The organism is Streptomyces silaceus, assembly GCF_001419745.1.
GTDB lineage: Bacteria > Actinomycetota > Actinomycetes > Streptomycetales > Streptomycetaceae > Streptomyces > Streptomyces silaceus.
In genome coordinates this window covers 1-26181 of the sequence record NZ_LIRJ01000302.1, presented here as the reverse complement: position 1 = coordinate 26181, position 26181 = coordinate 1, and the positions used below count along the sequence as shown (strand labels likewise).

At 71.7% G+C, this 26181-nt stretch carries 21 protein-coding genes; 12 read left to right on the top strand and 9 right to left on the bottom strand.

Features of this window, described 5'->3' with window-relative positions:
* On the top strand, positions 1-922 hold a 922-nt coding region (locus AOK22_RS26295; protein ID WP_055701194.1), incomplete at its 5' end, for a sigma 54-interacting transcriptional regulator.
* Positions 919-2160, top strand: a complete 1242-nt coding sequence (locus AOK22_RS26290) for a vWA domain-containing protein (RefSeq protein WP_055701193.1) — start codon at positions 919-921, stop codon at positions 2158-2160. The genes AOK22_RS26295 and AOK22_RS26290, both read left to right, overlap by 4 nt.
* A gap of 64 nt (positions 2161-2224) precedes the next feature.
* Here the strand turns inward: AOK22_RS26290 and katG are convergent, their stop codons facing one another.
* A complete protein-coding gene (katG, locus tag AOK22_RS26285; RefSeq protein WP_055701192.1) occupies positions 2225-4450 on the bottom strand; it encodes a catalase/peroxidase HPI in 2226 nt (741 codons plus the stop codon).
* Positions 4451-4809: 359 nt separating this feature from the next.
* Here katG and AOK22_RS26280 point away from each other — a divergent pair, with 359 nt between their 5' ends.
* The gene (locus AOK22_RS26280; protein WP_055701195.1) at positions 4810-5229 is read left to right on the top strand and encodes a Fur family transcriptional regulator; all 420 of its coding nucleotides are present in this window, start codon (positions 4810-4812) and stop codon (positions 5227-5229) included.
* A 303-nt stretch (positions 5230-5532) separates the two neighbouring features.
* Here AOK22_RS26280 and AOK22_RS26275 read toward each other — a convergent pair whose 3' ends face one another.
* Complete coding sequence (locus AOK22_RS26275) at positions 5533-5955, bottom strand: secondary thiamine-phosphate synthase enzyme YjbQ (RefSeq protein WP_055701191.1); 423 nt, start codon at positions 5953-5955, stop codon at positions 5533-5535.
* A gap of 102 nt (positions 5956-6057) precedes the next feature.
* On the opposite strand from AOK22_RS26275, the gene AOK22_RS44035 reads away from it, so the two are divergent.
* The 6 genes from AOK22_RS44035 (at position 6058) to AOK22_RS26250 (ending at position 11517) form a co-directional block, all read left to right on the top strand.
* The gene (locus tag AOK22_RS44035; RefSeq protein ID WP_362638461.1) at positions 6058-6141 is read left to right on the top strand and encodes a putative leader peptide; all 84 of its coding nucleotides are present in this window, start codon (positions 6058-6060) and stop codon (positions 6139-6141) included.
* 183 nt (positions 6142-6324) lie between these two features.
* The gene (locus AOK22_RS26270) at positions 6325-7248 is read left to right on the top strand and encodes an ABC transporter permease (protein WP_055701190.1); all 924 of its coding nucleotides are present in this window, start codon (positions 6325-6327) and stop codon (positions 7246-7248) included.
* Positions 7221-8048, top strand: coding sequence for an ABC transporter ATP-binding protein (locus tag AOK22_RS26265; RefSeq protein ID WP_079036816.1), 828 nt, complete (start codon positions 7221-7223; stop codon positions 8046-8048). Before AOK22_RS26270 ends, AOK22_RS26265 begins: the two co-directional genes overlap by 28 nt.
* Before the next feature lie 49 nt (positions 8049-8097).
* On the top strand, positions 8098-9144 hold the full coding sequence (locus AOK22_RS26260) for an ABC transporter substrate-binding protein (protein WP_055701189.1): 1047 nt from the start codon (positions 8098-8100) through the stop codon (positions 9142-9144).
* A gap of 3 nt (positions 9145-9147) precedes the next feature.
* Positions 9148-10356 (top strand): LLM class flavin-dependent oxidoreductase, encoded by a 1209-nt coding sequence (locus tag AOK22_RS26255; RefSeq protein ID WP_055701188.1) that lies wholly within the window; start codon positions 9148-9150, stop codon positions 10354-10356.
* Positions 10357-10407: 51 nt separating this feature from the next.
* Positions 10408-11517, top strand: a complete 1110-nt coding sequence (locus tag AOK22_RS26250; RefSeq protein WP_055701187.1) for an NAD(P)-binding domain-containing protein — start codon at positions 10408-10410, stop codon at positions 11515-11517.
* A 22-nt stretch (positions 11518-11539) separates the two neighbouring features.
* Here the strand turns inward: AOK22_RS26250 and AOK22_RS26245 are convergent, their stop codons facing one another.
* The 4 genes from AOK22_RS26245 to AOK22_RS26230 form a co-directional block, all read right to left on the bottom strand.
* Positions 11540-12808, bottom strand: a complete 1269-nt coding sequence (locus AOK22_RS26245; protein ID WP_055701186.1) for a S8 family peptidase — start codon at positions 12806-12808, stop codon at positions 11540-11542.
* A gap of 151 nt (positions 12809-12959) precedes the next feature.
* The gene (locus AOK22_RS26240) at positions 12960-13658 is read right to left on the bottom strand and encodes an antibiotic biosynthesis monooxygenase (protein WP_055701185.1); all 699 of its coding nucleotides are present in this window, start codon (positions 13656-13658) and stop codon (positions 12960-12962) included.
* A 145-nt stretch (positions 13659-13803) separates the two neighbouring features.
* Positions 13804-14622: an endolytic transglycosylase MltG gene (gene mltG, locus AOK22_RS26235; protein WP_055701184.1), complete on the bottom strand. Its 819-nt coding sequence runs from the start codon at positions 14620-14622 to the stop codon at positions 13804-13806.
* A gap of 63 nt (positions 14623-14685) precedes the next feature.
* Positions 14686-16491, bottom strand: a complete 1806-nt coding sequence (locus AOK22_RS26230) for an ABC transporter ATP-binding protein (protein ID WP_055701183.1) — start codon at positions 16489-16491, stop codon at positions 14686-14688.
* Positions 16492-16755: 264 nt separating this feature from the next.
* On the opposite strand from AOK22_RS26230, the gene AOK22_RS26225 reads away from it, so the two are divergent.
* The 3 genes from AOK22_RS26225 to AOK22_RS26215 all read left to right on the top strand — a co-directional run bounded on the left by AOK22_RS26225 (position 16756) and on the right by AOK22_RS26215 (position 21930).
* Positions 16756-17196, top strand: a complete 441-nt coding sequence (locus AOK22_RS26225) for a MarR family winged helix-turn-helix transcriptional regulator (RefSeq protein WP_055701182.1) — start codon at positions 16756-16758, stop codon at positions 17194-17196.
* A gap of 19 nt (positions 17197-17215) precedes the next feature.
* Positions 17216-20134, top strand: a complete 2919-nt coding sequence (locus AOK22_RS26220; protein ID WP_055701181.1) for an FAD-binding and (Fe-S)-binding domain-containing protein — start codon at positions 17216-17218, stop codon at positions 20132-20134.
* Positions 20135-20460: 326 nt separating this feature from the next.
* Positions 20461-21930 carry a Gfo/Idh/MocA family protein gene (locus AOK22_RS26215; RefSeq protein ID WP_055701180.1) on the top strand — a complete coding sequence of 490 codons (1470 nt, stop codon included), beginning with the start codon at positions 20461-20463 and terminating at the stop codon, positions 21928-21930.
* Here AOK22_RS26215 and AOK22_RS26210 read toward each other — a convergent pair.
* The 3 genes from AOK22_RS26210 to AOK22_RS26200 form a co-directional block, all read right to left on the bottom strand.
* Complete coding sequence (locus AOK22_RS26210) at positions 21869-23377, bottom strand: cation:dicarboxylate symporter family transporter (RefSeq protein WP_055701179.1); 1509 nt, start codon at positions 23375-23377, stop codon at positions 21869-21871. The two genes, AOK22_RS26215 and AOK22_RS26210, sit on opposite strands and share 62 nt — an antisense overlap.
* A gap of 199 nt (positions 23378-23576) precedes the next feature.
* Entirely contained in the window at positions 23577-25256 is a 1680-nt protein-coding gene (locus AOK22_RS26205) for a peptide-N4-asparagine amidase (protein WP_208606445.1), read from the bottom strand.
* Positions 25257-25367: 111 nt separating this feature from the next.
* Positions 25368-26120: a L,D-transpeptidase family protein gene (locus AOK22_RS26200; protein WP_055701177.1), complete on the bottom strand. Its 753-nt coding sequence runs from the start codon at positions 26118-26120 to the stop codon at positions 25368-25370.
* Between the last annotated feature and the right edge of the window lie 61 nt (positions 26121-26181).

Below are 26181 nucleotides of genomic sequence, written 5' to 3'. Positions count from 1 at the left end.
AGGGCGGCCTGCACGGCGGGCCGGCCGCGGGCTGCTGTTCCTGGACGAGCTGTCCACCGCGCCGCCCGCCGTGCAGGCCGCCCTGCTCCGCCTCGTCCTCGAACGGCGGATCGGCGCCCTTCAACTGCCGCCCGACGTACGGATCGTGGCCGCCGCCAACCCGCGCTCCTCGGCGGCCGACGGCTGGGAGCTGAGTCCTCCCCTGGCCAACCGGTTCGTGCATCTCAAGTGGACGCACGACCACGACGTCGTCGTACGCGGTCTCGGCGGGACCTGGCCCCGCGCCACGCTCCCCCGGCTCGCCCGGGAGAGACTGCCCGAGGCGGTGGAGCGGGGCCGCCGCGCCGTGTGCGGTCTCCTCGCGCGACGCCCCCGGCTGGTCCACCAGTTGCCCGACAGCGAGGCACGCCGGGGCGGTGCCTGGCCGTCGCCGCGCAGCTGGGAGACGGCGCTGCGCCTGATCGCCTTCGCGACCGCCGCGGGCTCCTCACGCGATGTGCTCTCGCTGCTGGTCCGGGGGACCGTGGGCGATGGTCCCGGCCTCGAACTCCTCGCCGCGCTCGACCGGTTGGACCTGCCCGACCCCGAGGAACTGCTCGCCGACCCGGCGAACGCCGTCCTGCCCGAGCGCGGCGATCTGCGCCAGGCCGCGCTCGACGCCGTCGTGGACGTCGTGCGCGACCGCCCGGACAAGTCCCGCTGGGACGCGGCGTGGGCGCTGCTGGTCCGGGCCGTGGAGACCGGCGCCCCGGACCTGGTCGTCGTGCCCGCGACCACGCTCGCCTCGCTGCGCCGCGAGGACTGGGACGTCCCGGCATCGATCGAGCGGCTCGCCGGGACGGTGTCCCTCTCCCGGCGAGCGGACCGTGCCGCCCGGCGCGCGCACGCCCGTCCCGCGGTCGGCGCACGGGGCCGCCGATGAGCGCGGACCGGCCGGGGTCCCTGGACCTCGACAAGCTCTTCGCCGCCCGGCTGCAGGCGGCCAGGGCCCGGCCCTACCTGGCGACGGCCCTGTTCGCCCTGCACACCGTCGAGTCCCGGCAGGTGCCGACGATGGCCGTGGACCGGCACTGGCGCTGTTACGTCTCCCCCGGTTTCGTGGACCGGACGCCGGTGGAGGAGCTGGCGGGCGTCTGGGTGCACGAGGTGTCGCACCTGCTGCGCGACCACCACGGGCGCAGCGACCGGGTCGCGCGCCAACGCGGTCTGACCGGCGCGGCGGAACGGCTGCGGATGAACATCGCCGCGGACTGCGAGATCAACGACGACGTGTTCGGCGACGGCCTCGTACGGCCGGAGGGCGCCGTCGCCCCGAGGGACCTGGACCTGCCGACCGGGGAACTCATGGAGGACTACCTGCGGCAGTTCCGGCTCGGCCCGCACACCCAGGATCTCGCGTGGCTGGACTGCGGCAGCGGTGCCGACGGCCGGGAGCGGGAGTGGGACCAGGGGCCGGACGGCGCGCACGGGCTCAGTGCGCAGGAGCGGGACGGGATCCGGTTCCGGGTCGCGCAGGGGATCACCGCGCGGCCGGGCGACGCCCCGAAGGGGTGGCAGCGGTGGGCGGAGCAGGCGTTCCATCCGACGCAGCCGTGGCGGGAGCTGCTGGGGGCGGCCATGCGGTCGGCGGCGTGCGCTCCCGGTGTCGGCGAGGACTACACGTACGGCAGGCCGTCGCGGCGCTCGGCGTCCGTGCCCGGCGTCGTCCTGCCGAGCCTGCGGCGCACTCCCCCGCGGGTCTGCGTGATCATCGACACCTCCGGTTCGGTCAGCGACGCGGAGCTGGGCAGCGCGCTCCTGGAGGTCACCGCGATCTCCCGTACCGTGGGCGGACGCCGTGATCTGGTCACCGTCATGTCGTGCGACGCGGCGGCGGGCACCGTGCGTCCGCTGTGCCGGACCGAGGGCATTCCGCTGGTGGGCGGCGGGGGCACGGATCTGCGGACGGGTTTCGCCGAGGCGCTGCGGTCCCGGCCGCGCCCCGACGTCGTCGTGGCCCTGACCGACGGGCAGACGCCGTGGCCGGAGCGCCGTCCGCCGTGCCGGACGGTGGTGGGTCTGTTCCCCCGGGGGCGGTCGTCCGCCGCGTACGACGAGGACGACCCCGACTACGTGCCGGACGCGCCGCCCTCCTGGGCGCGCGTGGTCGACATCGGATGACCGCCCGCCGATGCCGGTGAGGGGCGTCCGGGTCGGCCCCGCGGGGCCGACCCGGACAGCGTGCTCAGGACCCTCGGACGAGGTCGAACCGGTCCAGTTCCATGACCTTGGTCCAGGCGGCGACGAAGTCCTTCACGAACTTCTCCTTCGCGTCGTCGCTCGCGTAGACCTCGGCGACGGCGCGCAGTTCGGAGTTCGAGCCGAAGACCAGGTCGGCGCGCGTGCCGGTCCACTTGACCGCGCCGGAGGCGTCGCGGCCCTCGAACTCGTCCTGCGCCTCGGACGTCGACTTCCACTGCGTGTCCAGGTCGAGCAGGTTGACGAAGAAGTCGTTCGTCAGCGTGCCCGGCCGGTCGGTCAGGACACCGTGCTTGGACCCGGCGTGGTTGGCGCCGAGGACGCGCAGGCCGCCGACGAGGACCGTCAGCTCGGGCGCGCTCAGCGTCAGCAGGTTCGCCTTGTCGAGCAGCAGGAACTCGGCCGGCAGGCGGTTGCCCTTGCCGACGTAGTTGCGGAAGCCGTCGGCGGTCGGCTCGAGCGCGGCGAACGACTCCACGTCCGTCTGCTCCTGCGCGGCGTCCACACGGCCCGGCGTGAAGCGGGCCTGGATCTCGACGCCGCCGTCCTTGGCGGCCTGCTCGACGGCCGCGGTGCCGGCGAGCACGATCAGGTCGGCCAGCGAGACCTTCTTGCCGCCCGCGGAGTTGAAGGACTCCTGGATGCCCTCGAGCGTACGCAGCACGTGCGCGAGCTCGTCGGGGTTGTTGACCTCCCAGCCGCGCTGCGGCTCCAGGCGGATGCGGGCGCCGTTGGCACCGCCGCGCTTGTCGCTGCCGCGGAAGGACGAGGCGGCGGCCCACGCGGCGGAGACGAGCTGCGGGACCGTGAGGTCCGAGCCGAGGACCTGCTCCTTGAGGGAGGCGATGTCCGCGGCGTCGATCAGCTCGCCCTCACGGGCGGGCAGCGGGTCCTGCCACAGCAGCTCCTCGGAGGGGACCTCCGGGCCGAGGTAGCGGACGACGGGGCCCATGTCACGGTGCGTCAGCTTGTACCAGGCACGGGCGAAGGCGTCCGCGAACTCCTCCGGGTTCTCGTAGAACCGGCGCGAGATCGGCTCGTAGATCGGGTCGAAGCGCAGCGAAAGGTCGGTGGTGAGCATCGTCGGCAGGTGCTTCTTCGACGCGTCGAACGCGTCCGGGATGATCGCCTCGGCATTCTTCGCGACCCACTGGTTGGCACCGGCCGGGCTCTGGGTGAGCTCGTACTCGTACTCGAAGAGGTTCTTGAAGAAGAGGTTGCTCCACTTGGTGGGCGTCTCGGTCCAGGTCACCTCCAGGCCGGAGGTGATGGCGTCCTTGCCCACGCCCGTGTTGTACGTGCTCTTCCAGCCGAGGCCCATCTGCTCCAGCGGCGCGGCCTCGGGGTCGTCGCCGACGCTGTCCGCCGGGCCCGCGCCGTGGGTCTTGCCGAAGGTGTGGCCACCGGCGATCAGCGCGACGGTCTCCTCGTCGTTCATCGCCATGCGGCGGAACGTCTCGCGGATGTCACGGGCCGCGGCGATCGGGTCCGGGTTGCCGTTGGGGCCCTCGGGGTTGACGTAGATGAGACCCATCTGGACGGCGGCGAGGGGGTTCTCCAGCTCGCGGTCGCCGGTGTAGCGGGCGTCGCCGAGCCACTCGGTCTCGGGGCCCCAGTAGACGTCCTCGTCGGGCTCCCACTCGTCCACGCGGCCGCCGGCGAAGCCGAAGGTCGTGAAGCCCATGGTCTCCAGGGCGACGTTGCCGGTGAGGACGAACAGGTCGGCCCAGGAGATGGACTGGCCGTACTTCTTCTTGACCGGCCACAGCAGACGGCGGGCCTTGTCGAGGCTCGCGTTGTCCGGCCAGCTGTTGAGCGGGGCGAAACGCTGCTGACCGCCGCCGGCGCCGCCGCGGCCGTCGCTGATGCGGTAGGTGCCGGCGCTGTGCCAGGCCATGCGGATCATCAGCGGGCCGTAGTTGCCGAAGTCGGCGGGCCACCAGTCCTGCGAGGTGGTGAGCACCTCGGCGATGTCGCGCTTGACGGCCGGGAGGTCGAGGGCGTTGAAGGCCTCGGCGTAGTCGAACTCCTCACCGAGCGGGTTGGCCACGGCGGGGTTCTTGGCGAGGATCTTCAGGTTGAGTCGCTCCGGCCACCACTGGCGGTTTCCGCCGCCCTGGGTGGGGTGCGCCGCGCGTCCGTGCGCGACCGGGCAGCCGCCTGTCTCCTCAGGCTTCGGGTCGGTGACGATCGCGTCGTGGTTCTCGGTCATGGGAATCCTTCCGGACGGGGCGGATCACGGTGCTCAGGTGCTCTGAGGACGGTGGAACAGCCAGGACACAGGGCCACCGTACGACCGGTGCACCAGGTCGCGGCGGAGGAGCGCAGACGCGGCGTGAGGGAGAGAAAACGGCCGCCCGACAGCCGGGCGACGGATGCCGGGCCGCACGGACCCGCCCCCTGAACTCACGTAGCTTCCCGAACTCACGTGCTCTTCCCTGATGTTGCTCTGTCCCTGTCCCTTGGCTGTCGGCCGGAACCGATCCTACGATGGACGAAATCCAAGTCAATACGACCGACAGGCCCGGACGGAATCATTCGTCGGACGACGCAAAAGTTAGGCTGGTGGCCATGAGTGACCTGCTGCAACGGCTCCGCGGACGCGGCTGGCGGATGACCGCCCAGCGCCGCGTGGTCGCCGAGGTGCTCGACGGCGACCACGTGCACCTCACCGCGGACGAGGTGCTCGCCCAGGCCACCGCCCGGCTGCCGGAGATCTCGCGGGCGACCGTCTACAACACCCTCGGCGAGCTGGTCACGCTCGGCGAGGTCATCGAGGTGGCCACCGGCGGTCGCGCCAAGCGGTACGACCCGAACGCCCACCACCCCCATCAGCACCTGGTCTGCTCGGGCTGCGGCGCGATCCGCGACGTGCACCCGACGGGCGACCCGCTCTCCGCGCTGCCGCCCGCCGAGCGGTTCGGCTTCACGGTCTCGGCGGCCGAGGTGACCTATCGGGGGCTGTGCCCGGACTGCGGCCCGGCGGCCTGAGACCCGGGGTGTGCCGCTGGAGCCGCATCACCGACAACACGGCCCCAGCCCCGCCCTCTGGTGGAGCGAACCTCCCGCGTCCTCCTCCCGGAGGGCACCGCGTGAGGAGCCGTACAGGGGGAGCCTCGCTCCTCACGCCCCTTCGACCGCCACCATCCGGACGGGCGGCGACCGCCCCGAGGGCCCCCGGCCGGCCCGACACCAGGCTAGGCCTGCCGTCCGGGCCCGTCTGCCCGGACGCAAAGAATCACGGCGGTTCCGACGAGCCGGGCAGCACCGCCGTCGCGGCGCTCGGGCCGGCCGTCACCCGAGGAACGACAGCCGCACCTCCCGGCGGGGATTGTCGACGTTCGTGTCGACCAGGCACACCGACTGCCAGGTCCCCAGTTCCAGCCGGCCGCCGATGACCGGCAGCGTCGCGTGCGGCGGGACCAGGGCCGGCAGGACGTGGTCGCGGCCGTGCCCGGGGCTGCCGTGCCGGTGCTGCCAGCGGTCGTCCGCCGGGAGGAGCGTGTGCAGCGTGGCGAGCAGGTCGTCGTCGCTGCCCGCCCCCGTCTCCAGGACGGCGATGCCGGCCGTGGCGTGCGGGACGAAGACGTTGAGGAGGCCGTCGCGGCCGGCCGCCGCTTCCCGCAGGAAGGCCTCGCAGTCGCGGGTGAGGTCGTGGACCACCTCGGCCGAGCCGGTGGTGATCTGCAGGGTCCGGGTGGTGAACGCGTCGGGCATGCCCCCATCCTCCCGCACCCCGCTTCCCATTCGGCGATACGGGGAGTCCAGCTGCCGAGACGCCATTGACCGTGTGCACACCATCTGGCTACGTTCAGCGGCATGTTGCGTTCAGCCCTGCTCACCACGCGCGGTCACATCGACCTGCTGCGGGTGGCCTCCTCCGCGTGTCGCCGCGGCCGCTGACGCCCTCTCACTCGTTCTTCACTCCTCTCCGGCAGTTCCGGCGCTTCCCCTCGTCGCTTCGCCGTCGCTCTCGCGCATCCTCCTTGCGGGCCCTCTGATCCGCATGTCCGAGCGCCGCTGAAGCGCGCCGCAGCACGTCGCCGTCTGCCGGGGCACCCCCTCCCCTCCAGCCGTGGAGCGCCCATGAGCATCAGCCATGCCCCGCCACACCCACCGTCACCCGATATCTCCGACATATCCGGTGAAGCGGCCGCGTCCGGCAACGGGTCGGCCCCTCCCGCCGAAGAAGCCGCCGGGACCGGCCCCGCGCTCGAAGCACTCGTCCCCGCCTCCAGCCGCCGCGCCCGCGTCCCCCGCTGGCTGCGCCGCACCTCCGGCCCCCTCCTCCTGCTCGCGCTCTGGCAACTCCTCAGCGCCACCGGCGTGTTGACCAGTGATGTGCTCGCCTCCCCCGGGACCATCGCCCAGGTCGGGGGCGACCTCGTCCAGGACGGCTCCCTGCCGTCCGCCATGGGTGTCTCGCTCCAGCGCGTCGCCGTCGGGCTGCTCGTCGGCACCGTCATCGGCACGGCGCTCGCGCTCGTGTCCGGGCTCTTCCGCATCGGCGAGGACCTCGTGGACGCCGGGGTGCAGATGCTGCGCACCGTGCCGTTCGTGGGACTCATCCCGCTCTTCATCATCTGGTTCGGCATCGGCGAGGCACCCAAGATCGCCATCATCGCGCTCGGCGTCTCCTTCCCCCTCTATCTGAACGTGTACGCCGGGATCCGGGGCGTCGACGCCCATTTGATCGAGGCCGGGGAGTCGCTCGGCCTGTCGCGGTGGGGGCTCGTGCGGCACGTCGTCCTGCCGGGCGCGTTGCCCGGCGCCATGACGGGGCTCCGCTACTCGCTGGGCATCGCCTGGCTCGCCCTCGTCTTCGCCGAGCAGGTCAACGCCGACGCCGGCATCGGCTTCCTGATGGTGCAGGCCCGCGACTTCCTGCGCACCGACGTGATCGTGGTCTGCCTGATCGTCTACGCCTTCCTCGGCCTCCTCGCCGACTTCGTCGTCCGTACCCTCGAAAGGCTGCTGCTGCAATGGCGACCGACGTTCACCGGCCGGTGACCCCCGCTCCGCGCACGTCGTCCGCCGTGCGCGTCGACGGCCTCACCCGTTCCTTCGACGGCCGCGCCGTCATCGAGGACCTGCACCTCGACGTGCGGCAGGGCGAGTTCGTGGCGCTGCTCGGACGCAGCGGCTGCGGCAAGTCGACGCTCCTGCGCATCCTCGCCGGGCTCGACCGCGACATCGAGGGCACCGTGCTCGTGCCCCGCCGCAAGGCCGTCGCGTTCCAGGCGCCCCGGCTGATGCCCTGGAAGCGCGTGTGGCGCAATGTGCTGCTCGGCCTGCCGGGCAGGCCCGACCGGGACGTCGCCGAGCAGGCCCTGGCCGAGGTGGGGCTCAAGCACCGCACGAACGCCTGGCCCAAGACGCTCTCCGGCGGCGAGGCCCAGCGCGCCTCGCTGGCCCGCGCGCTGGTGCGCGAGCCCGATCTGCTGCTGCTCGACGAGCCGTTCGGCGCGCTCGACGCGCTCACCCGGATCAAGGCGCAGCGGCTCGTCGACGAGCTGTGGCAGCGGCGCGGCTGCGCCGTGCTGCTCGTGACGCACGACGTGGAGGAGGCGGTGCTGCTCGCCGACCGCGTGCTCGTCATGGACGACGGCGTCATCGCGTACGAGAAGGAGATCGATCTGGACCGCCCCCGCGGGATCTCCGACCCGCGCTTCGCCGAGCTGCGCGCGGAACTGCTCCAGCGGCTCGGGGTCGAGACGCCCGAGAGCGACGCGCACGACGCCCGGTCCTCCGAGGTTCCCGCGGCCGAGCCCGTACCCGCCGCCAAGAAGCTCACCGAAGCCACCGCCTGACATCCCCGTCCTCTCCCCGCCCCGCCCCGATCGCACCGAACGGAACCCCATGCGACGACCACATCTCGTCCCCGCCGCCCTGCTCGTCCCCCTGGCCCTGCTGCTCGCCGCCTGCTCCGGTACCTCCTCCGCCGGCACCTCGGTCGGCGGCTCGGGCGGCGGTACCGACGGAAAGGGGTCGCTCACCCTCAACGTCGGTGACCAGAAAGGCGGTTCCGAGGCCGTGCTGCGCGCGGCCGGGGAGCTCGACGACCTCAACTACAAGATCCGCTGGTCGACCTTCACCTCGGGGCCGCCGCTCCTGGAGGCGGTCAACGCCAAGGCCGTCGACGTCGGGGCCGTCGGCAACACCCCGCCCGTCTTCGCGGCGGGCGCGGACTCGAAGATCTCCGTGGTGGCCGCGAGCCACGGCACGGCGGACGGCGAGACGATCCTCGTCCCCAACGGCTCGTCCCTGAAGAAGACCGAGGACCTCAAGGGCAGGTCCGTGGCGGTGGCCCAGGGTTCGTCGGCGCACTTCCAGCTGATCGCGTCCCTGAAGGAGGCCGGGCTCGACTTCAAGGACGTCAAGGTCACGTACCTGCAGCCGGCCGACGCGCTGGCCGCGTTCACCGGCGGCAAGGTGGACGCGTGGGCCGTCTGGGACCCGTACACCTCGCAGGTCCTGCGGGCGAAGAAGGGCCGTGTGCTGACGGACGGCAACGGCGTGGTGAACGGCCTGAGCTTCCAGGTGGCGGCGCCCGCCGCGCTCAAGGACAAGAAGAAGTCCGCGGCGATCGACGACTACCTCAAGCGGCTGCGCCGTGCGCAGGACTGGGTCTACAAGCACCCGGAGGCGTGGGCGAAGGTCTGGGCGAAGGACACCGGCCTGCCGTACGAGGTGGCGCTCGACGCGGTCAAGCGCACCAACGGCACCCGCGTCCCGGTGGCCGTGGACAAGAACGTCATCACCTCCGAGCAGCAGATCGCGGACACCTTCACCGACCTGAAGCTGATCCCGCGCCGCGTCGACTTCGGCGACTACGTCGACACCCGTTTCAACGCCGACCTGCCGCCCTCCACCACCAAGCCGCGCTCGTACAGCAAGGAGTCCTGAACCATGACCGTCCACCTCCACTGGTTCCTGCCGACGGGCGGCGACGGCCGCACCCTCGTCGACCGGCACGCCTACACCGACGGCGGCATCACGCGCTCCCGCGTCACCCCGGTGAGCGGCGTGCGCGCGCCCGACATCGAGTACCTGGCGCAGATAGCCAAGGCGGCCGAGCAGCTGGGCTTCGAGGCGGTGCTCACGCCGACGGGCACGTGGTGCGAGGACGCCTGGCTGACGACGGTGGCACTCGCCCAGCACACCGAGCGGCTGAAGTTCCTCGTGGCCTTCCGTCCCGGCGTGATCTCGCCGGTGCTCGCCGCGCAGATGGCGGCGACGTACCAGCGCATCACGCGCGGGCGGCTCCTGCTCAACGTGGTCACCGGCGGCGACTCGACCGAACAGCGGCGGTTCGGCGACCACTTGGACCACGACCGCCGTTACGCGCGCACCGACGAGTTCCTCTCGGTCGTACGCGGGGTGTGGAGCGGGCAGCCGTACGACTTCGACGGGGAGCACTACCAGGTCGAGGGCGGGCTGACCGCACTGCCGCCGGACCCGCTGCCGGAGATCTTCTTCGGCGGCTCCTCGGCGGCGGCCGGTCCGGTCGCGGCGCGGCACACCGACGTCTATCTCACCTGGGGCGAGCCTCCGGAGCAGGTCAAGCGGAAGATCGACTGGATCCGGGAGCTCGCGGAGAAGGAGGGGCGCACGGTCCGCTTCGGCATCCGGTTGCACACGATCTCCCGCGACTCGTCCGCCGAGGCGTGGGCGACCGCGAACCGGCTGCTCGACGACCTCGACCCCGACACCATCGCCGCGGCCCAGGAGGCGCTCGGCCGCAGCGAGTCGGTGGGCCAGCAGCGGATGCTCGCGCTGCACGGCGGCTCCCGCGACAAGCTGGAGATCTCGCCCAACCTGTGGGCGGGCGTCGGTCTCGTGCGGGGCGGCGCGGGCACGGCCCTGGTCGGCAGCCACGCCGATGTGGCCGACCGCATCGAGGAGTACCACGCGCTCGGCGTCGAGCACTTCGTGCTGTCGGGCTATCCGCATCTGGAGGAGGCGTACTGGTTCGGGGAGGGCGTCATCCCCGACCTGGCCGCGCGGGGCCTGCTGCCCCGGATCCCGGCGGCTCCGCTCGCCGGGGTACCCGCGGCGAACGGCCGTCCGGCCTCCGCTCCGGGCGGTGCTCCGCTGCTGGTGGCCGGGGGCCGCTGAATCCCCGCCCCGGGCGGGAAGATCTCGCACCCCGACGGAGTTAGTAGAAGCGTGAACGACATCGGGGTACGAGACGCAGCCGCCGCGGCGGCGACACAGGACGTCGACGTGGTCGTCGTGGGGGCCGGGCAGGCGGGTCTGTCCGCCGCCCATCACCTGCGACGGGTCGGTTTCGAGCCGGGCCGGGACTTCGTGGTCCTCGACCACGCGCCCCGGCCCGGCGGCGCCTGGCAGTTCCGGTGGCCTTCCCTCACGTACGCGAAGGTCCACGGGATGCACGCGCTGCCCGGCATGGAGCTGACGGACGCGGACCCCGCCCGGCCGTCGTCGGAGGTCATCGGGGAGTACTTCGAGGAGTACGAGCGCCGCTTCGACCTGCGGGTGCGCCGCCCCGTCGACGTGCACAAGGTCCGGGAGGGCGACGGGGGCAGGCTGCTCGTCGAGACCTCGGCGGGCACGTGGTCGACACGCGCGCTGATCAACGCCACGGGCACCTGGGACCGGCCGTTCTGGCCGCGCTATCCGGGCCAGGACACGTTCCGGGGGCGGCAGCTGCACACGGCGATCTATCCCGGCCCCGAGGCGTTCGCCGGTCAGCGGGTGATCGTCGTGGGCGGTGGCGCGTCCGGCACGCAGCACCTCATGGAGATCGCCCCCCACGCGGCCTCGACCACCTGGGTCACCCGGAGCGAACCGGTGTTCCGCGACGGCGCCTTCGACGAGAACTGGGGGCGTTCGGCCGTCGCCATGGTCGAGGAGCGCGTCCGCCAGGGTCTGCCGCCGCGCAGCGTGGTGTCGGTGACCGGCCTGCCGGTGAACGACGCGATCCGGCGGGCGCGGGCCGACGGTGTCCTCGACCGGCTCCCGATGTTCGACCGGATCACCCCGACGGGCGTGGAGTGGGACGACGGCCGAAAGGTGGACGCGGACGTCATCCTCTGGGCGACGGGCTTCCGCGCGGCGATCGACCACCTCGCGCCGCTGCGGCTGCGGGAGCCGGGCGGCGGCATCCGCATGGAGGGCACCCGCGCCGCCGCCGACCCGCGCGTCCACCTGGTCGGCTACGGCCCCTCGGCGTCCACCATCGGTGCCAATCGCGCGGGCCGCGCGGCGGTGCGCGAGATCCAGCGGCTGCTGGCGGAGGCGCCGGTCACGGTGTGACGCGACGCCCCCCACCAGCTCCTCAGGGCAGGTAGAGGGTGTAGAGGAGCTTGTCGGGCGTGACCGGCGGGGTGCCCTGCAGCGCACCCGTGGTGGCGTTGTCGACGAGCCCCTTCTTCACCTGGGCCGGCGTGTCCGTCGGCCGGAAGGCCAGGTGGAGCGCCGCCGCGCCGGCCACGTGCGCCGTGGCCATCGACGTGCCGCTCAGCGTCGTGCTGGAGGTGTCACTGTCCTTCCAGGCGGACGGGATCTGCACACCGGGCGCGAACAAGGAGACACACGCACCGTAGTTGGACGACGACGCCCGACGGTCGCCGCTGTCAGTGGCGCCGACGCCGATCGTCTCCGGTACCCGGGAGGGCGAGGTGTCGCAGGCGCCGCCGGACTGACCGGAGCTGCCCGCCGAGACGGTGTAGGTGACGCCGGACGAGATCGAGTTGCGCACCGCCGTGTCGAGGACCTGGCTGGCCCCGCCACCGAGGCTCATGTTCGCGACGGCGGGCCGCTTCGCGTTCTTCGTCACCCAGTCGATGCCGGCGACGACCCCCGACGTGGTGCCCGAGCCCTGGCAGTTCAGCACGCGCACCGCCACCAGCTTGGCCTGCTTGGCCACCCCGTACGTCTTGCCCGCCGCGACGCCGCCCACGTGAGTGCCGTGGCCGTTGCAGTCGTTGCCGTTCTGGCCGTCGCCGACGGTGTCGACGCCGACCGAGGCACGGCCGCCGAACTCCGCGTGCGTGGTCCGCAGGCCGGTGTCGATGACGTACACGCTCACACCGGGGGCGGTGGTGCGGTAGGTGTACGTGGTGGACAGGGGGAGGCGCCGCTGGTCGATGCGGTCGAGGCCCCAGGGCGCGTTGGGCTGCGTGGTGTCCGCCGCGGGCCGCACGGCCTGAGGAGTGTCGATGCTGACGCGGGTGTCCTGCCGTACGTAGGCGACGCGGGGGTCCGTCGCGAGGCGCTCCGCCTGCGCCCGGCTCATCCGGGCGGAGAAGCCGTGCAGCGCCGCCCGGTACACGTGCCCGAGCCGCGCTCCTTCGGCCCGACCGACGAGCTCGCGCGCCACGGAGGGCGCGGCGTCGGCGGCCGCTGCCGAGCGGTCGCCTTTCAGTACGACGATCCAGCCGTCCGGCACGGCGGTCTCGGAGCCGCTCGCGAGCCGCACGTCCCCGGCGGAGCCGCCGGAAGCCGCGTGGGTGACGGAAGGGGCGACGCCGAGCTGGAGTCCTGCGGCCAGCAGAGCGGCGGGCAGCAGCACCGCTGCCGGCCGCCGACGGGAGGGCATTCTCATTCCCGGTGCACCTGAACCTTTCGTTGACCAGGGGTGGGGTCGGATCATGTGCGGTGCGCGGTGCGGTCGTTGCCCGTGGTGCGGCGCGGAGCGCATGCCAGCGTCTCGTGCCGCCCCGCCCGGCACAAGAGGCCGGGGCCGCCCTCCCGGCTCAGGGCGCGGGGATGTTCACCAGGCTCTTGTGCGGGAAGTAGCGTGGCACGTCGAGACGGGCGTGCACGGGGGTGACACCCTCCAAGGTGCCGATGACCGTGCGCAGTTCATTGGTGCCGCCGTCCTGGGCGAAGCGCCGCCAGGCCGCCATGTCCTCCCACTCCGCGTGGTTGAGCACCCGCCGGCCGTCCTTGCTCACGAGGAAGTGGGCCCCGAGCAGCCCGTCGGGCCCGAGCCGCTCCAGGATCCCGACGACGGCGTCGGCGAGCGCGCGCTGGCTGTCGGGGCCCTCGGTCTCGAACGTGGGGGTGACCAGCACTCCGGGCGTGCGGCCCGCGCTCTCCTCGGGTGCGTAGCTGCGGTGCAGCGCGTAGCGCACGAGGCGGGGGCGCTCGATGCCCGGGACGATCCGGTCGACCTCGCTGATGCCCTGGGGGCGCCGGGCGCGGGCCCAGGCGAGGTGGGAGTCGTCGTCCGTCCACTGCGCGTGGTTGAGGACCTCGGTGCCGTCCACGCTCAGGAACGTGGTGAGGGAGAGCATCGCGTCGGGGCGGTCCTCCTGCTCCCAGCCCTCGATGACGAGGTCCGCGGCCTGCCGCTGGACCTCCGGTGCGGGCACGATCCAGGAGCTGACGAGGATCGTCCCGGCGTCCGCGCGCCGGACGTCGGGGAAGGCCTCGGGGGTCGTCGTGGTCATGGTCGGCTCCTCCTGAGCGCTGCTGCGATGCGGTCGGAGCACAGCGTCGTACCTGAACCGCGGTCGAGGTCAAGAGGAGGCCGACCAGAAAGGGGAAGGGGCGCCGGAAAGGGCAGCGGGCCTCGGAGTGGGCCTGCTCGGGAGCCTACTTGGGGTGGGTCTTGTTGAACTCCGCGACGTTCTTCTGGTGTTCCTCGAAGCTGGCGGTGAAACGGGTGTCCCCCGGTTTCACGGTCACGAAGTACAGCCAGTCCCCTGCCGTCGGACTGGTCGCCGCGCGCATCGCCTCTTCGCCGGGGTTGCCGATCGGGGTGGGCGGCAGGCCCATGCGCGCGTAGGTGTTGTACGGGCTGCTGATCTTCGTGTCGCGCCCGCTGGTGGCCAGCGTGGAGCGGTTCAGCGCGTAGTTGATGGTGGAGTCCATCTGGAGGGGCATGCCCCGGTCGAGACGGTTGTAGATGACCCGGGCCACCTTGCCCATGTCGGCCTTCGTGCCCGCCTCGGCCTCGATCATGCTGGCGATGGTGACGGTCTGGTAGACGTTCACGGCATTGCGGTCGGCGCCCGCCGTGACCTGGCCGCCGCCGAACTTCTTGTTCGCGGTGTTCACCATGTACGACAGGACGGACGCCGGCGTCGACTGGGAACTGATCGGGTACGTCGCCGGGAAGAGATACCCCTCGGGGTTGCCCCCGGCGTCGCCGGGAAGTTTGAGGTCGGCCTTCGGGAGCGCCTTCTTCGTGGTGCCCGCGGGCACCTTGAGCGCCTTGTCCACGGCCGCGTACACCTGGCCCGAGCGCCAGCCCTCGGGAATGGTCAGCGTCTCGGGCCGTGCGTCGTCGTCGGGGAGCAGCAGCGGCACCGTCACGGCGGTGGCCGCCGCGACGGCCCCGGTGGCGATCAGGGCGATCCGGCCCCGACGCGTCAGTCGAATCGTGCCCCGTCGCGGAGTCTTGGTCTGCATGCGGGCACGGTAACCCGCAAATGCGGGCATTACCGGCATATCTTCATGCAAACATTCCGGTCGTCATGCGGTCGGCTCCAGCTGTGCGTCCCTGCGGACGAGCGCGGCGTAGCGGCCGTCGCGCGCCAGGAGCTCCTCGTGGGTGCCGCGCTCGGCGGTGCGCCCGGCGTCCAGGACCACGATCTGGTCGGCGCCGCGGACGGTGGAGAGCCGGTGGGCGATGGTGAGGGTGGTCCGGTCGGCGGACAGGGCGTCGATGGCCTCCTGCACGGCCCGCTCGGTCCGGGTGTCCAGGGCGCTGGTCGCCTCGTCGAGGATGAGGACCGGCGGGTCGCGCAGGATGGTCCGGGCGATCGCCAGGCGCTGCTTCTCGCCGCCGGAGAAACGGTGTCCGCGCTCGCCGACGACCGTGTCGTACCCGTCGGGCAGGGACGCTATGTGGTCGTGGATCTGCGCGGCGCGGGCCGCGGTGACGAGTTCCTCGTCGGTGGCGTCGGGCTTGGCGAAGCGGAGGTTCTCGGCGACCGAGGCGTGGAAGAGGTACGTCTCCTGGGAGACCACGCCGACCGCCCGCGCGAGGGTGTCGAAGTCGAGGTCGCGCACGTCGACGCCGTCGAGGGTGACCCGGCCGCCCGTGACGTCGTACAGCCGGGGCACGAGGTGGCTGAGGGTCGACTTGCCGGAGCCGGTGGGGCCGACCACGGCGAGGCTGCCGCCGGCGGGTATCGCGAGGTCGATGCCCTGGAGGGTGGGGCCGGACTTCTCGTCGTAGCGGAACTCGACGTCCTCGAAGCGGATCTCGCCCTTGATCTCGTCGAGCCGCACCGGGTTCTCGGGCTCGGTGATGTCGACGGTCAGGTCGAGGTACTCGAAGATGCGCTGGAAGAGCGCGAGCGAGGTCTGGATCTGCACGCCGGTGGAGAGCAGGCTGACGGTCGGCCGGAACAGGCCCTGCTGGAGCGAGACGAAGGCGACGAGCGTGCCGATGGAGACGGTCGGCCCGCCCAGCTGGAAGGCGAGGCCCGCGGTCCAGTAGATGACGGCGGGCATGGCGGCCATGACGATCGTGATGACGGCCATGCGCCAGCGGCCCGCCATGTTCGACCGGATCTCCAGGTCGACGAGCCGCTCGGACTCGGCGGCGAAGGACGTGGTGAGGGAGTCGGCGCGGCCCATCGTGCGGCCGAGGACGATGCCGCTCACGGAGAGCGACTCGGTGACGGTCGCGGCCATGACGGCCATCTGCTTCTGCCGCTCCGTGGCGATCTTCTTGCGCTCGCGGCCGACACGGCGGCTGATCCACACGAAGACCGGCAGCAGGAGCAGTGAGACGACGGTCAGGCGCCAGTCGAGGGCGAGCATGGCGACGACGGTCGCGATCACGCTCGTGAGGTTGGAGACGAGCGAGGTGGCCGTGGAGGTCACGGTCGCCTGCATGCCGCCGATGTCGTTGGCGATGCGGGACTGGACCTCGCCCGTGCGGGTGCGGGTGAAGAAGGCCAGGGACATGCTCTGCAGCCGGCCGTACACGGCCGTGCGCAGGTCGTGCATGACGCGCTGCCCGACGGACGTGCTGATCAGCGTCTGCAGGACGCCGAAGACGCTCGTGACGACCGCGCTGAGGATCATGCCGAGCGCCAGCAGGCTGAGCAGCCCGGTGCGCCCCTGCGGCAGGGCGGTGTCGAGGATCTCCTTCAGGAGGAAGGGTGTGGCGACCGAGACGAGGGACGCGGCGCAGACCAGCAGGCCCACGAGCGCGAGGCGACCTCGGTAGGGACGGAAGAGGCGGAGGATGCGGCGCAGCTGGCGCGGCGGTTCCTGGTCGGGGGCCTGGGGCGGCGGCGTCCAGGTCGGTTCGTCGTGATGCATGGGCTCCTACGGGGTGCGGGCCGGTGGGATGCGCGCCGGGGACCGGGAGGCGCATCCCGCGGGCGGATGCGTACTGCGTGTTCGGTGCGCGCCGTGTCCGGTGCGCGATCCGAGTCGGATGCGCCGCTCCTGATCGATGCGCACTCCGTGTTCCGTGCGCGACGTGCGATCGGACGCATACGAGCGGGACGATGAAGGACTCAGGGAGCATAGCTCACTGTTACCTATGTTCACAATGCACAAGGTCCTGATAATGTTCCCGGCATGACCACCCCGGACACCGACGGCCCCCTCGCCGAACAGTTGCTGCGGCTCACCCGCAGGCTGCACCGCATCCAGAAGCGCCATCTGGAGCCGGTGGGCGTCACCCCGGCCCAGTCCCGGCTGCTGCGCACCCTCGCGCACTACGAGGCCCCGCCGCGCATGGCCGATCTCGCCCAGCGCCTCGAAGTGGTCCCGCGCGCCGTGACGAGCCTGGTCGACGGCCTGGAGTCGGGCGGTCTGGTGCGGCGCGTGCCGGACCCGAGCAATCGCCGGGTGATCCGGATCGAACTCACCGACGCGGGGCAGGACGCGCTGAAAAAGCTGCGCAGCGCGCGCCGGGCCGCCGCAGAGGACATCCTGGCTCCACTGACCGCCGAACAGCGCGAGGTGCTCGGCGGCCTGCTGTCCGCCCTGGTCGACGGCCCCGGAGGTCGTTGCTGACACCCGTCGAGGGAGAGCCATGCCCCTGCTGGAGCCCGATCCGGACGCCCTGCGCCCCACGTCGCGCACGGAGGGACCGTCACCCGACCGCGTGCCCGACCGGCAGGCCCTGGGCACACCGGAGCCCCTGCGCTCCGAGCTGACCGCGCTCCTCGGCGCGGACAAGGTCCTCACGCACGTATCCGACCTGGTGCGCTACGCCTCGGACGCAAGCCCCTACCGCTTCGTACCGCAGGTCGTGGTCGTCCCCGAGGACATCGACGACGTCTCGGCCGTCCTGTCGTACGCGCACGGCAGGGGCCGCGAGGTCGTCTTCCGCGCCGCGGGAACGTCCCTGAACGGCCAGGCCCAGGGCGAGGACATCCTGGTCGACGTGCGCAAGCACTGGTCGGGCATCGAGGTGCTCGGCGAGGGCGAGCGGGCACGCATCGGGCCCGGGACGACGGTCGTGCGCGCCAACGCCACCCTCGCCCGGTACGGCCGGGTGCTCGGCCCCGACCCCGCGAGCGCCATCGCCTGCACCCTCGGCGGCGTCGTCGCGAACAACGCCTCCGGCATGACCGCCGGCACCACCCGCAACTCCTACCGCACCCTCGCCTCGCTGACCTTCGTCCTGCCCACCGGGACGGTCGTGGACACGGCCGAACCGGACGCCGACGATCGACTGGCCCACGCCGAACCCGCCCTGTGCGAGGGCCTGCTGGCGATCAAGCGCGAGATCGAGGCGGACGCCGACCTGGTCTCCCGTATCCGTGCCAAGTACGAGATCAAGAACACCAACGGCTATCGCCTGGACGCCTTCCTCGACGGCACGACCCCCGTGGAGATCCTGCGCGGGCTCATGGTCGGCTCCGAGGGCACCTTCGGCTTCATCTCCGAGGTCGTCTTCGACACCCTGCCGCTGGACCGGCGCACCAGCACCGCCCTGCTCTTCTTCCCCTCGCTCCCCGCGGCCGCCGCGGCCGTGCCGGTGTTCAACGCGGCGGGCGCGCTCGCCGTGGAGCTGATGGACGGCAACACTCTGCGCGCCTCGGTCAGCGTCAAGGGGGTGCCCGCCGACTGGGCCGACCTGCCGAAGGCGACGGCCGCGCTCCTGGTGGAGTTCCGCGCCCCGGACGAGGCCGCGCAGGAGGCGTACGAAGCCGCCGCGGCCACGGCGCTCGACGGGCTCGACCTGGTCGCGCCCGTCCCGTCGGTCACCAACGCCTTCACCCGCGACGCGAAGACGATCGGCGGCTACTGGAAGGCGCGCAAGGCGTTCGTCACGGCCGTCGGCGGCTCACGCCCCTCGGGCACGACGCTGATCACCGAGGACTTCGCGGTCCCTCCGGGGCGCCTCGCCGAGGCCTGCGAGGCGCTGCTCGCCCTCCAGACGCGGCACGGCTTCGATGCCGCCGTCGCCGGTCACGCCGCCCACGGCAATCTGCACTTCCTGCTCGCCTTCGACGCGGCGGTCCCCTCGGACGTGGAGCGCTACGCCGCCTTCATGGACGACTTCTGCCGGCTGACCGTGGAGCGCTTCGACGGCTCCCTCAAGGCCGAGCACGCCACCGGCCGCAACATCGCGCCCTTCCTTGAGCTCGAATGGGGACCGAAGGCCACGGAGTTGATGTGGCGCACCAAGCAGGTCATCGACCCGGACGGAGTGCTCGCGCCGCGCATCGTCCTCGACCGCGACCCGAAGGCGCATCTGCGCGGCCTCAAGACCATCCCCAAGGTGGAGTCGATCGCCGACCCGTGCATCGAGTGCGGCTTCTGCGAACCCACCTGCCCCAGCGAGGACTTGACCACGACACCGCGCCAGCGCATCGTGCTGCGCCGCGAGATGATGCGCCAGCCCGTCGGCTCCCCCGTCGAGGACGGCCTCGTCGAGGCGTACGGCTACGACGCCGTGGACACCTGCGCGGGCGACTCGACCTGCAAGCTGGCCTGTCCGGTCGGCATCGACACGGGTGCCCTGATGAAGGACTTCCGGCACGCGCGCCACTCGGCGCGCGAGGAGAGGGCTGCGGCGCTCGCGGCCAAGAACTTCAAGGCCGTCGAGGCCTCCGCGCGGCTCGCGGTGGCCGCCGCCGACCGGATCGGCGACCGGCTGCTGACCGCGGTGACCCGCGCCGCCCGCAAGGCCGTGCGCCCCGACCTCGTACCGGAGTGGCTGCCGCAGATCCCCGGCGCCGCCGCCCGCAAGCTGCCGCGCACGTCGCGCGTGGGCGCCGCCGCCGTCTACTACCCGGCGTGCGTCAACCGCATCTTCGGCGGCCCCGGCGACCGCTCCCTCGCGCAGGCCGTCGTCGCCGTCTCCTCGCGCGCGGGCAAGCCGGTGTGGATTCCGGACGACGTGGCGGGGACGTGCTGCGCGACGATCTGGCACTCCAAGGGGTACGACGCCGGGAACAGGGTGATGGCCAATCGCATCGTCGAGGCGGCCTGGGGCTGGACGGCGGGCGGGCGGCTGCCGCTGGTCGTCGACGCCTCGTCCTGCACGCTCGGCATCGCGCATGAGGTCGTGCCGTATCTGACCGACGACAACCGCGCGCTGCATCGGGAGCTGACGATCGTCGACTCGATCGTCTGGGCCGCCGACGAACTGCTCCCCCATCTGACCGTCCACCGCACGATCGGCTCCGCCGTACTGCACCCCACGTGTTCCATGCGGCACCTCGACGACGAGGACCGGCTGCGCGCCGTCGCCGAGGCCTGCGCCGACGAGGTGGTCGTGCCGGACGACGCGGGGTGCTGCGCCTTCGCGGGCGACCGCGGCATGCTCCACAAGGAGCTCACGGAGTCGGCCACCCGCAAGGAGGCCGAGGAGGTCACCGCCCGCTCCTACGACGCGCATCTGTCGGCGAACCGCATGTGCGAGGTCGGCATGGACCATGCGACGGGACGCGGCTACTACTCCGTCCTGCTGGAACTGGAGCGTGCGACGCGTCCCTGACCTCTCTGGGACCGCTGCGGGATCTCTGCGAGATCTCTGCGGGACGTATCCGGGACCGCTGCGAGACCGCTGCGGGACCTCTCCGGTGGCTTCGACGCCTCGCCCCTTCGGGGCGGGGCGTTCTGCCGTTCGGGGGCGGGCGTTCTTCCCCTCGATGGCGGGGCGTTCCGTCGTAGCCACGCGTCGCGCGCCACCCGGGAGTCCATGGACGGTGCGAGAAGTCCAACTCCCTGACCACTTCGGTCCCTTGCGCCCCGGGCGTGCCCCCACCAGGGTGACTTGCGCGCAGTGGTAGAGACCAGCCGACATTGAACTACGGAGGTCCGATGCACGACGAGAACGCGACACCGACCCCTGACGGAACCACCCCCGACGCCACCGCCGAGGGCACGACGGGAGACGGCCACTCGCGTCGCGCGGTGCTCCGCACGGCCGGCATCGCCGGCGCGGGACTCGGACTCGGCACGTTCGCGGGCGGCACGGCGCACGCCGACGCCCCGGCGGCGGCCGCTGCCGCCCCGGACACGGCCAAGGCGCCCGCCCGCAAGGGCGCCACCATGATCGGCGTGCCGTTCGAGCGCCGCTCCACCGTCCGCGTCGGGATCATCGGGCTCGGCAACCGCGGCGGCAGCATGATCGACCTGTTCCTCGCGATCCCCGGCGTGCGCGTCGTCGCGCTCTGCGACCCGGTCAAGGAGAAGACCGCCGCCGCCGCGAAGAAGGTCACGGCCGCCGGGCAGCCCGCCCCAGCGACGTACACCAAGGGAGAGCACGACTACGAGAACCTGTGCAAGCGCCAGGACATCGACTTCGTGTACGTGGCCACGCCCTGGGACTTCCACTTCGACATGGCCAAGTCGGCGATGCTGAACGGCAAGCACGTCGGCGTGGAGTGTCCGATCGCCCTGCGCCTGGACGAGCTCTGGGAACTGGTGGACCTGTCGGAGCGCACCCGCAAGCACTGCATGCAGCTGGAGAACTGCTGTTACGGCAAGAACGAGATGCGGGTGCTGCGCATGGCGCACGCCGGCAAGTTCGGTGATCTGCTGCACGCGGCGGGCGCGTACAACCACGACCTGCGCGGCCTGATGTTCGACCCCGACTACTACGAGGGGCCGTGGCGCCGACTGTGGCACACCCGCCTGCGCGGCGACCTCTACCCCAACCACGGCTTCGGTCCGACGGCCAACTACATGGACGTCAACCGCGGCGACCGCGTCACACACATCTCCAGCTTCGGCACGCCCGCCCTCGGCCTCGCCGAGTACCGCAAGGAGCACATGCCGGCGGGCGACCCGAGTTGGAAGGAGACGTACATCGAGAGCGACCGCACCATCAGCCTCGTGCAGACGGCGAAGGGGCGGGTGATCCGGCTGGAGCACGACGTCTCGACCCCGCACCCCTACAGCCGCATCAACAGCCTCGGCGGCACGCGGGGCGTCTTCGAGGACTACCCCGAGCGCATCTACATCGAGCCGGACCACACGAACGACGAGTGGGGCGACTTCGGCAAGTACGCCGCCGAGTTCGACCACTGGCTGTGGAAGGAGCACTCCAACCCGCCGGGCGGGCACGGCGGCATGGACTACATCATGATCTTCCGGCTGATGCAGACCATGCAGCTCGGCCTCGTCCCGGACTTCGACGTGTACGACGCCGCGACGTGGACCGCGCCCGTGCCGCTGAGCCATCTGTCGATCAAGGCGAAGGGTGCGCCTCAGGCGATACCCGACTTCACTCGCGGGCTGTGGAAGAAGGCGCGTCCGGGAGTGGACTCGGAGAAGCCGAAGGCGTAGCTCCGGTCAGGGGCTTGGAGGCGGCGGGCTCGGCGGTGCCATCATCGGCACGGCCGGGCCCGTCGGCCTGCTCCGGTCGCTCCTGCCGGCCCTGCCGCGCCGCGTGCTCGGTCGGCTCGCCCTGCTCGGCCTCCCCGGCCTGCTCCGGTACGAACGCGATCTCGCCGCCGAGGACCTTCTTCGCCCGCGCCGTGTCCAGCGCACCCTCCCAGCACGAGACCACGAAGACGGCCACGCAGTTGCCGAGCAGGTTCGTGGCGACGCGCATCGCGTCCATGATGCGGTCCACGCCGAGCAGCAGCGCGACCGCCCCCGCCGGAATGACCCCGAGGGCGGACGCCGTCGCGGACAGCGCGAGGAACGCCGAACCCGGCACGCCCGCCATGCCCTTGCTGGTCAGCATCAGCACGAGCACGACGGTGATCTGCTGCCCGATGGTCAGGTCCACACCGACGGCCTGCGCGATGAACAACGTACCGACGGAGAGATAGATCGAGGCGCCGTCGAGGTTGAAGGAGTAGCCGGTCGGCAGGACCAGGCCCACGGCGTCGTCGCGGCAGCCGGCCTGGCGCAGCTTCTGCATCATGCGCGGCATGACCGTCTCGCTGGACGCCGTGCCGAGCGCGAGCAGCATCTCCTCGCGGGTGTAACGCACGAACTTCCACAGGCTCAGGCCGGTCAGCGCCTTGAGAGCCAGGCCGAGCAGCACGAGGAAGAGCAGGGCCACGGCGTAACAGACCCCTATGAGCTTCCCGTACGTCGACAGGGCGCCCAGACCGTACTCCCCCACCAGATGCGCGGTGGCACCGAACACGGCGAGCGGCGCCAGCTTCATGATGAAGCCGACGATCGCGAAGACGACCTCCTGCGCCTGCTCGATGGCGGGCAGGATCGCGGGCACCTTGGTGTGGCCGAGGTGCAGCAGCGCCGCGCCCACCAGGCAGGAGAGCACGAGGACTTGGAGGAGGGAGTTCTCCGCGAACGCGCCGACGGCGCTGTCGGGCAGCGAGTGGAGGAGGAACTCGCTGGTCGAGGGCAGTTCCCCGCCTCCGGTCTTCTCGTCGACTGCGGAGGCGTCGAGCGAGTCGGGGTCGACGTTCATGCCGACTCCGGGGCCCGCGAGGTTCCCCGCGAGCAGGCCGACGACGAGGGCGACCGTGGTCGCGACCTCGAACCAGATGAGGGCCTTCAGGCCGATGCGGCCGAACGCCTTGAGGTCACCGGCCTTGGTGATGCCGGCGACGACCACGCAGAAGACGAGCGGCGCGATCATGGCCTTGATCAGACGTACGAAGCCGTCGCCGAGCGGTTGGACGGCCGTGCCCGCGTGGGGCCACAGGCGTCCGACGAGGACTCCGATGACAAGGGCGCAGGCGACCTGCGCGAAGAGAGAGGTACGCAATGTGCGTGCGACGCGTCGCGGCAGGGACGGTACGGACTGCGGCACGGGCACTCCTGAAGGAAGTGGCTTCTGGGATACGGAAGTTGACTTCCAGCTTCCGAGAGCCGCCACTATGGCCGGACGCGTGCCCGCACAGAAGACCTCGGTGTCACATCGGCGTAAATCTTGGATCTTGCTCCAAAACCGAGCCGGCCCACGGCAGTGACTGCCGCGGGCCGGGTGGGGAGAGGGGAGGGTCACGTGATCAGCAGCGCCGCCTGTCCTCCGTCAGCGTGCCCTGGGCCGTGGCCAGTGTGCGGTCGTAGCAGCCGTGGTCGCCGATCAGGCGGTAGCGCTCGCGCGAGGTGCCCACGGCGTGCCGCTGGTCGCGCGGGACGTTCGCGGTGTACGTCGCGTCGCCGTCGTAGCGGTCGTCGAGCACCGACCGGCCCGTGCGCCGGACACCGTGCCCGGTGACCCGCTCCGTGACGTGCTCGGCACGGTCGCCGAGGGAGATCTTGGTGCGCAGCCGGTCACCGGCGCCGAGGGTCGTGGTGCCGTCCATCGTGTACGTCCGGTCGGTGCGCGCGGACCGGCCCGAGGCGGTGACCGTCTCCCGGTCCGCCCAGGTCGCCTTGAGCGCGTCCATCGCCTCGCCCTCGGTCCAGCGGTGGACGGAGGTGTTGGCGAGGGTGCGGGTCACGGTCGTCGCGACGCGCCCGTGCGAGGTGTTCACATAGCCGGAGACGCTGAGCCGGTGACCGCCCTTCGTGTCGAGCCGGTGCGCCTCATCACCCGAACCGGGCGTGTACGTCGCCTTGTCGGCGAGGTCGCTCTCCTCGTGCCGGGTCAGCGCGCCCGTGACGTGGTCCCTCTTCTCGTCCTGCCAGACCAGGACGTTGACCGGGGCGTTCCAACCGGTCTGCGCCTTGGGGACACCGACGACGGAGACCTCCACCTGATGCGGTCGACCGTCGTTCAGGATGCCCGCGAACGGCGTCAGGTCGTACTCGATGGGCTTGATGTCGAAGGCGCGGGGCCCCGGAATGACGTACCAGAGGAAGGGGTTGGACCAGCCGCCGGTCCACACGGTCGGGAACGGCGCGGCGATGCCCGCGAGCTTGCCGTCGACCTTCACCTGCACCTCGCGGTACGGCCCCTGATCCGCCTTGCAGGAGTAGGGCGCGGCGTCCGGCACGGTCAGGTACCAGTACTCCTCGCAGCCGCCGCCGGACCCGGTGGCGTACACCTCGGCGACGATGCGTTCGCTGTTGCGGGGCGTGGTGAGGGTGGTGCCGTCACCGAGCGGGAGCACGCGGTCGGGCACCGTCGCGGGGGTGTTCTTGCTCGGTGCGCTGCTGCTCGTACTCCGCGCGGCGGCGCTCCTGTTCGACGCGGCGCCGCGCTTCTCCTGCGCGTAGAACGTCAGCGTCGCCTTGACGTCGATGATCCCGGTGTACGTCTCGTTGACGACGTTGCCGATGAGCATCTCGACCTGCTGGTCGCGGCCCAGCGTCTCGCTGTAGCGCGTGACGTCCTTCTCCACGGACCAGGTGATGCCGTCGACCGACGGTTCGGGGGTGGACGTGCGGAAGACCTCTACGCCGCCTATTCGGAGGTAGCCGAGGCGGTCGTACTGCCTGCCCTTCACCTTGCCGTCCAGACGGAGGACCACCTTGCCCCAGCGGCCCTCGCCGCACTTGTCGGGCGGTGTGTAGTCGCCCTTGTAGGGCGTGAAGTCCTTGAACTGGGCCTCGGCGACCGTCACTTCGCAGGACCTGGTGTGCGGCTTGGGGACCGGGGGCGCGGCGGTGACCGGGTCGTGCCAGTCGTTGCCGAACTCGTCGGGCGGCGTGTCGGCGGCGGCCGGACCCGCACCGGCACCGAAGAGGGCGCTCGCCGCGAGGGTGGCCCCGACGAGCATGGACATGACGCGTCTTCTCATGGGGGATTTCTATGGGGAGTCGACGATCACCGCAATGGTGTCGACCTTCCGAGCCCCGGCATGCGGACGACGGCCGCGCCACCGGCTGCCTCGCGTCTCACGCCTCGTGTCTCACGCCTTGAGGTTCAGCCTGTCCCCCATCACCACGACCGGGTGCTGCTTCGGGTCGAGCGTGCGGAGCAGGTACTCCATCCCCGACTTGGACAGGCTCACGCAGCCCGACGTGCCGCTGCCATGGTCCATGTGCAGCCAGATGCTGCCACCCTTGGACTGGCCCTGCGGGCGCGTCGGGTCGTTCGGCGGAGTGCCCTTGGCGCGGTTGTAGTCGATGGCGATGACGTAGTCGAAGTCGTGCCAGTGGGTCTTGGGCCAGTAGTGCGGGGCCTGCATCGACGACGACTGCGTGTACGGCAACTTGGCGCCCGGATCCGGAAGGACACCGCCCGCGTCGGTCAGCGTGAACACGCCGACCGGGCTGCGCTTGTCGTTCTCCCGGTGGTCGGTGGTCCAGCCCTTCTTGCCGTTGTGCCCGCTCCAGCTGCGGGTCTTCTCCCAGGTGTCGTCCGACGCGCTCGACTTGGTGTAGAGGACGATCGTCGACTTCACCCAGTCCTCGCCGTCGCCGTACACCGCGACGACCTGGCGCGAGTTCTTGGGGATCTGGGACTGCAGGCGGTCCCCGACGTCGGGGATGCGCTTGAGGTCGGCCGCGCGCGCGTTGGCCCCGCCGTCCGCTTCCTTGCGCTGCGACCCGCCGTGATCATCCTTGGTCGTCGCGTTGTCGCTCCCGCCCCCGCAGGACGTCAGAAGGACACCGCAGGCCGCCGCCACGACCGCCGCTCGCACCGCACCCGCTCTACGCATCCGTCCATGGTCGCACCCTGCCCACGATCCCCCTGTCCGCCCCCGCGCCCCGCGGGGAGAA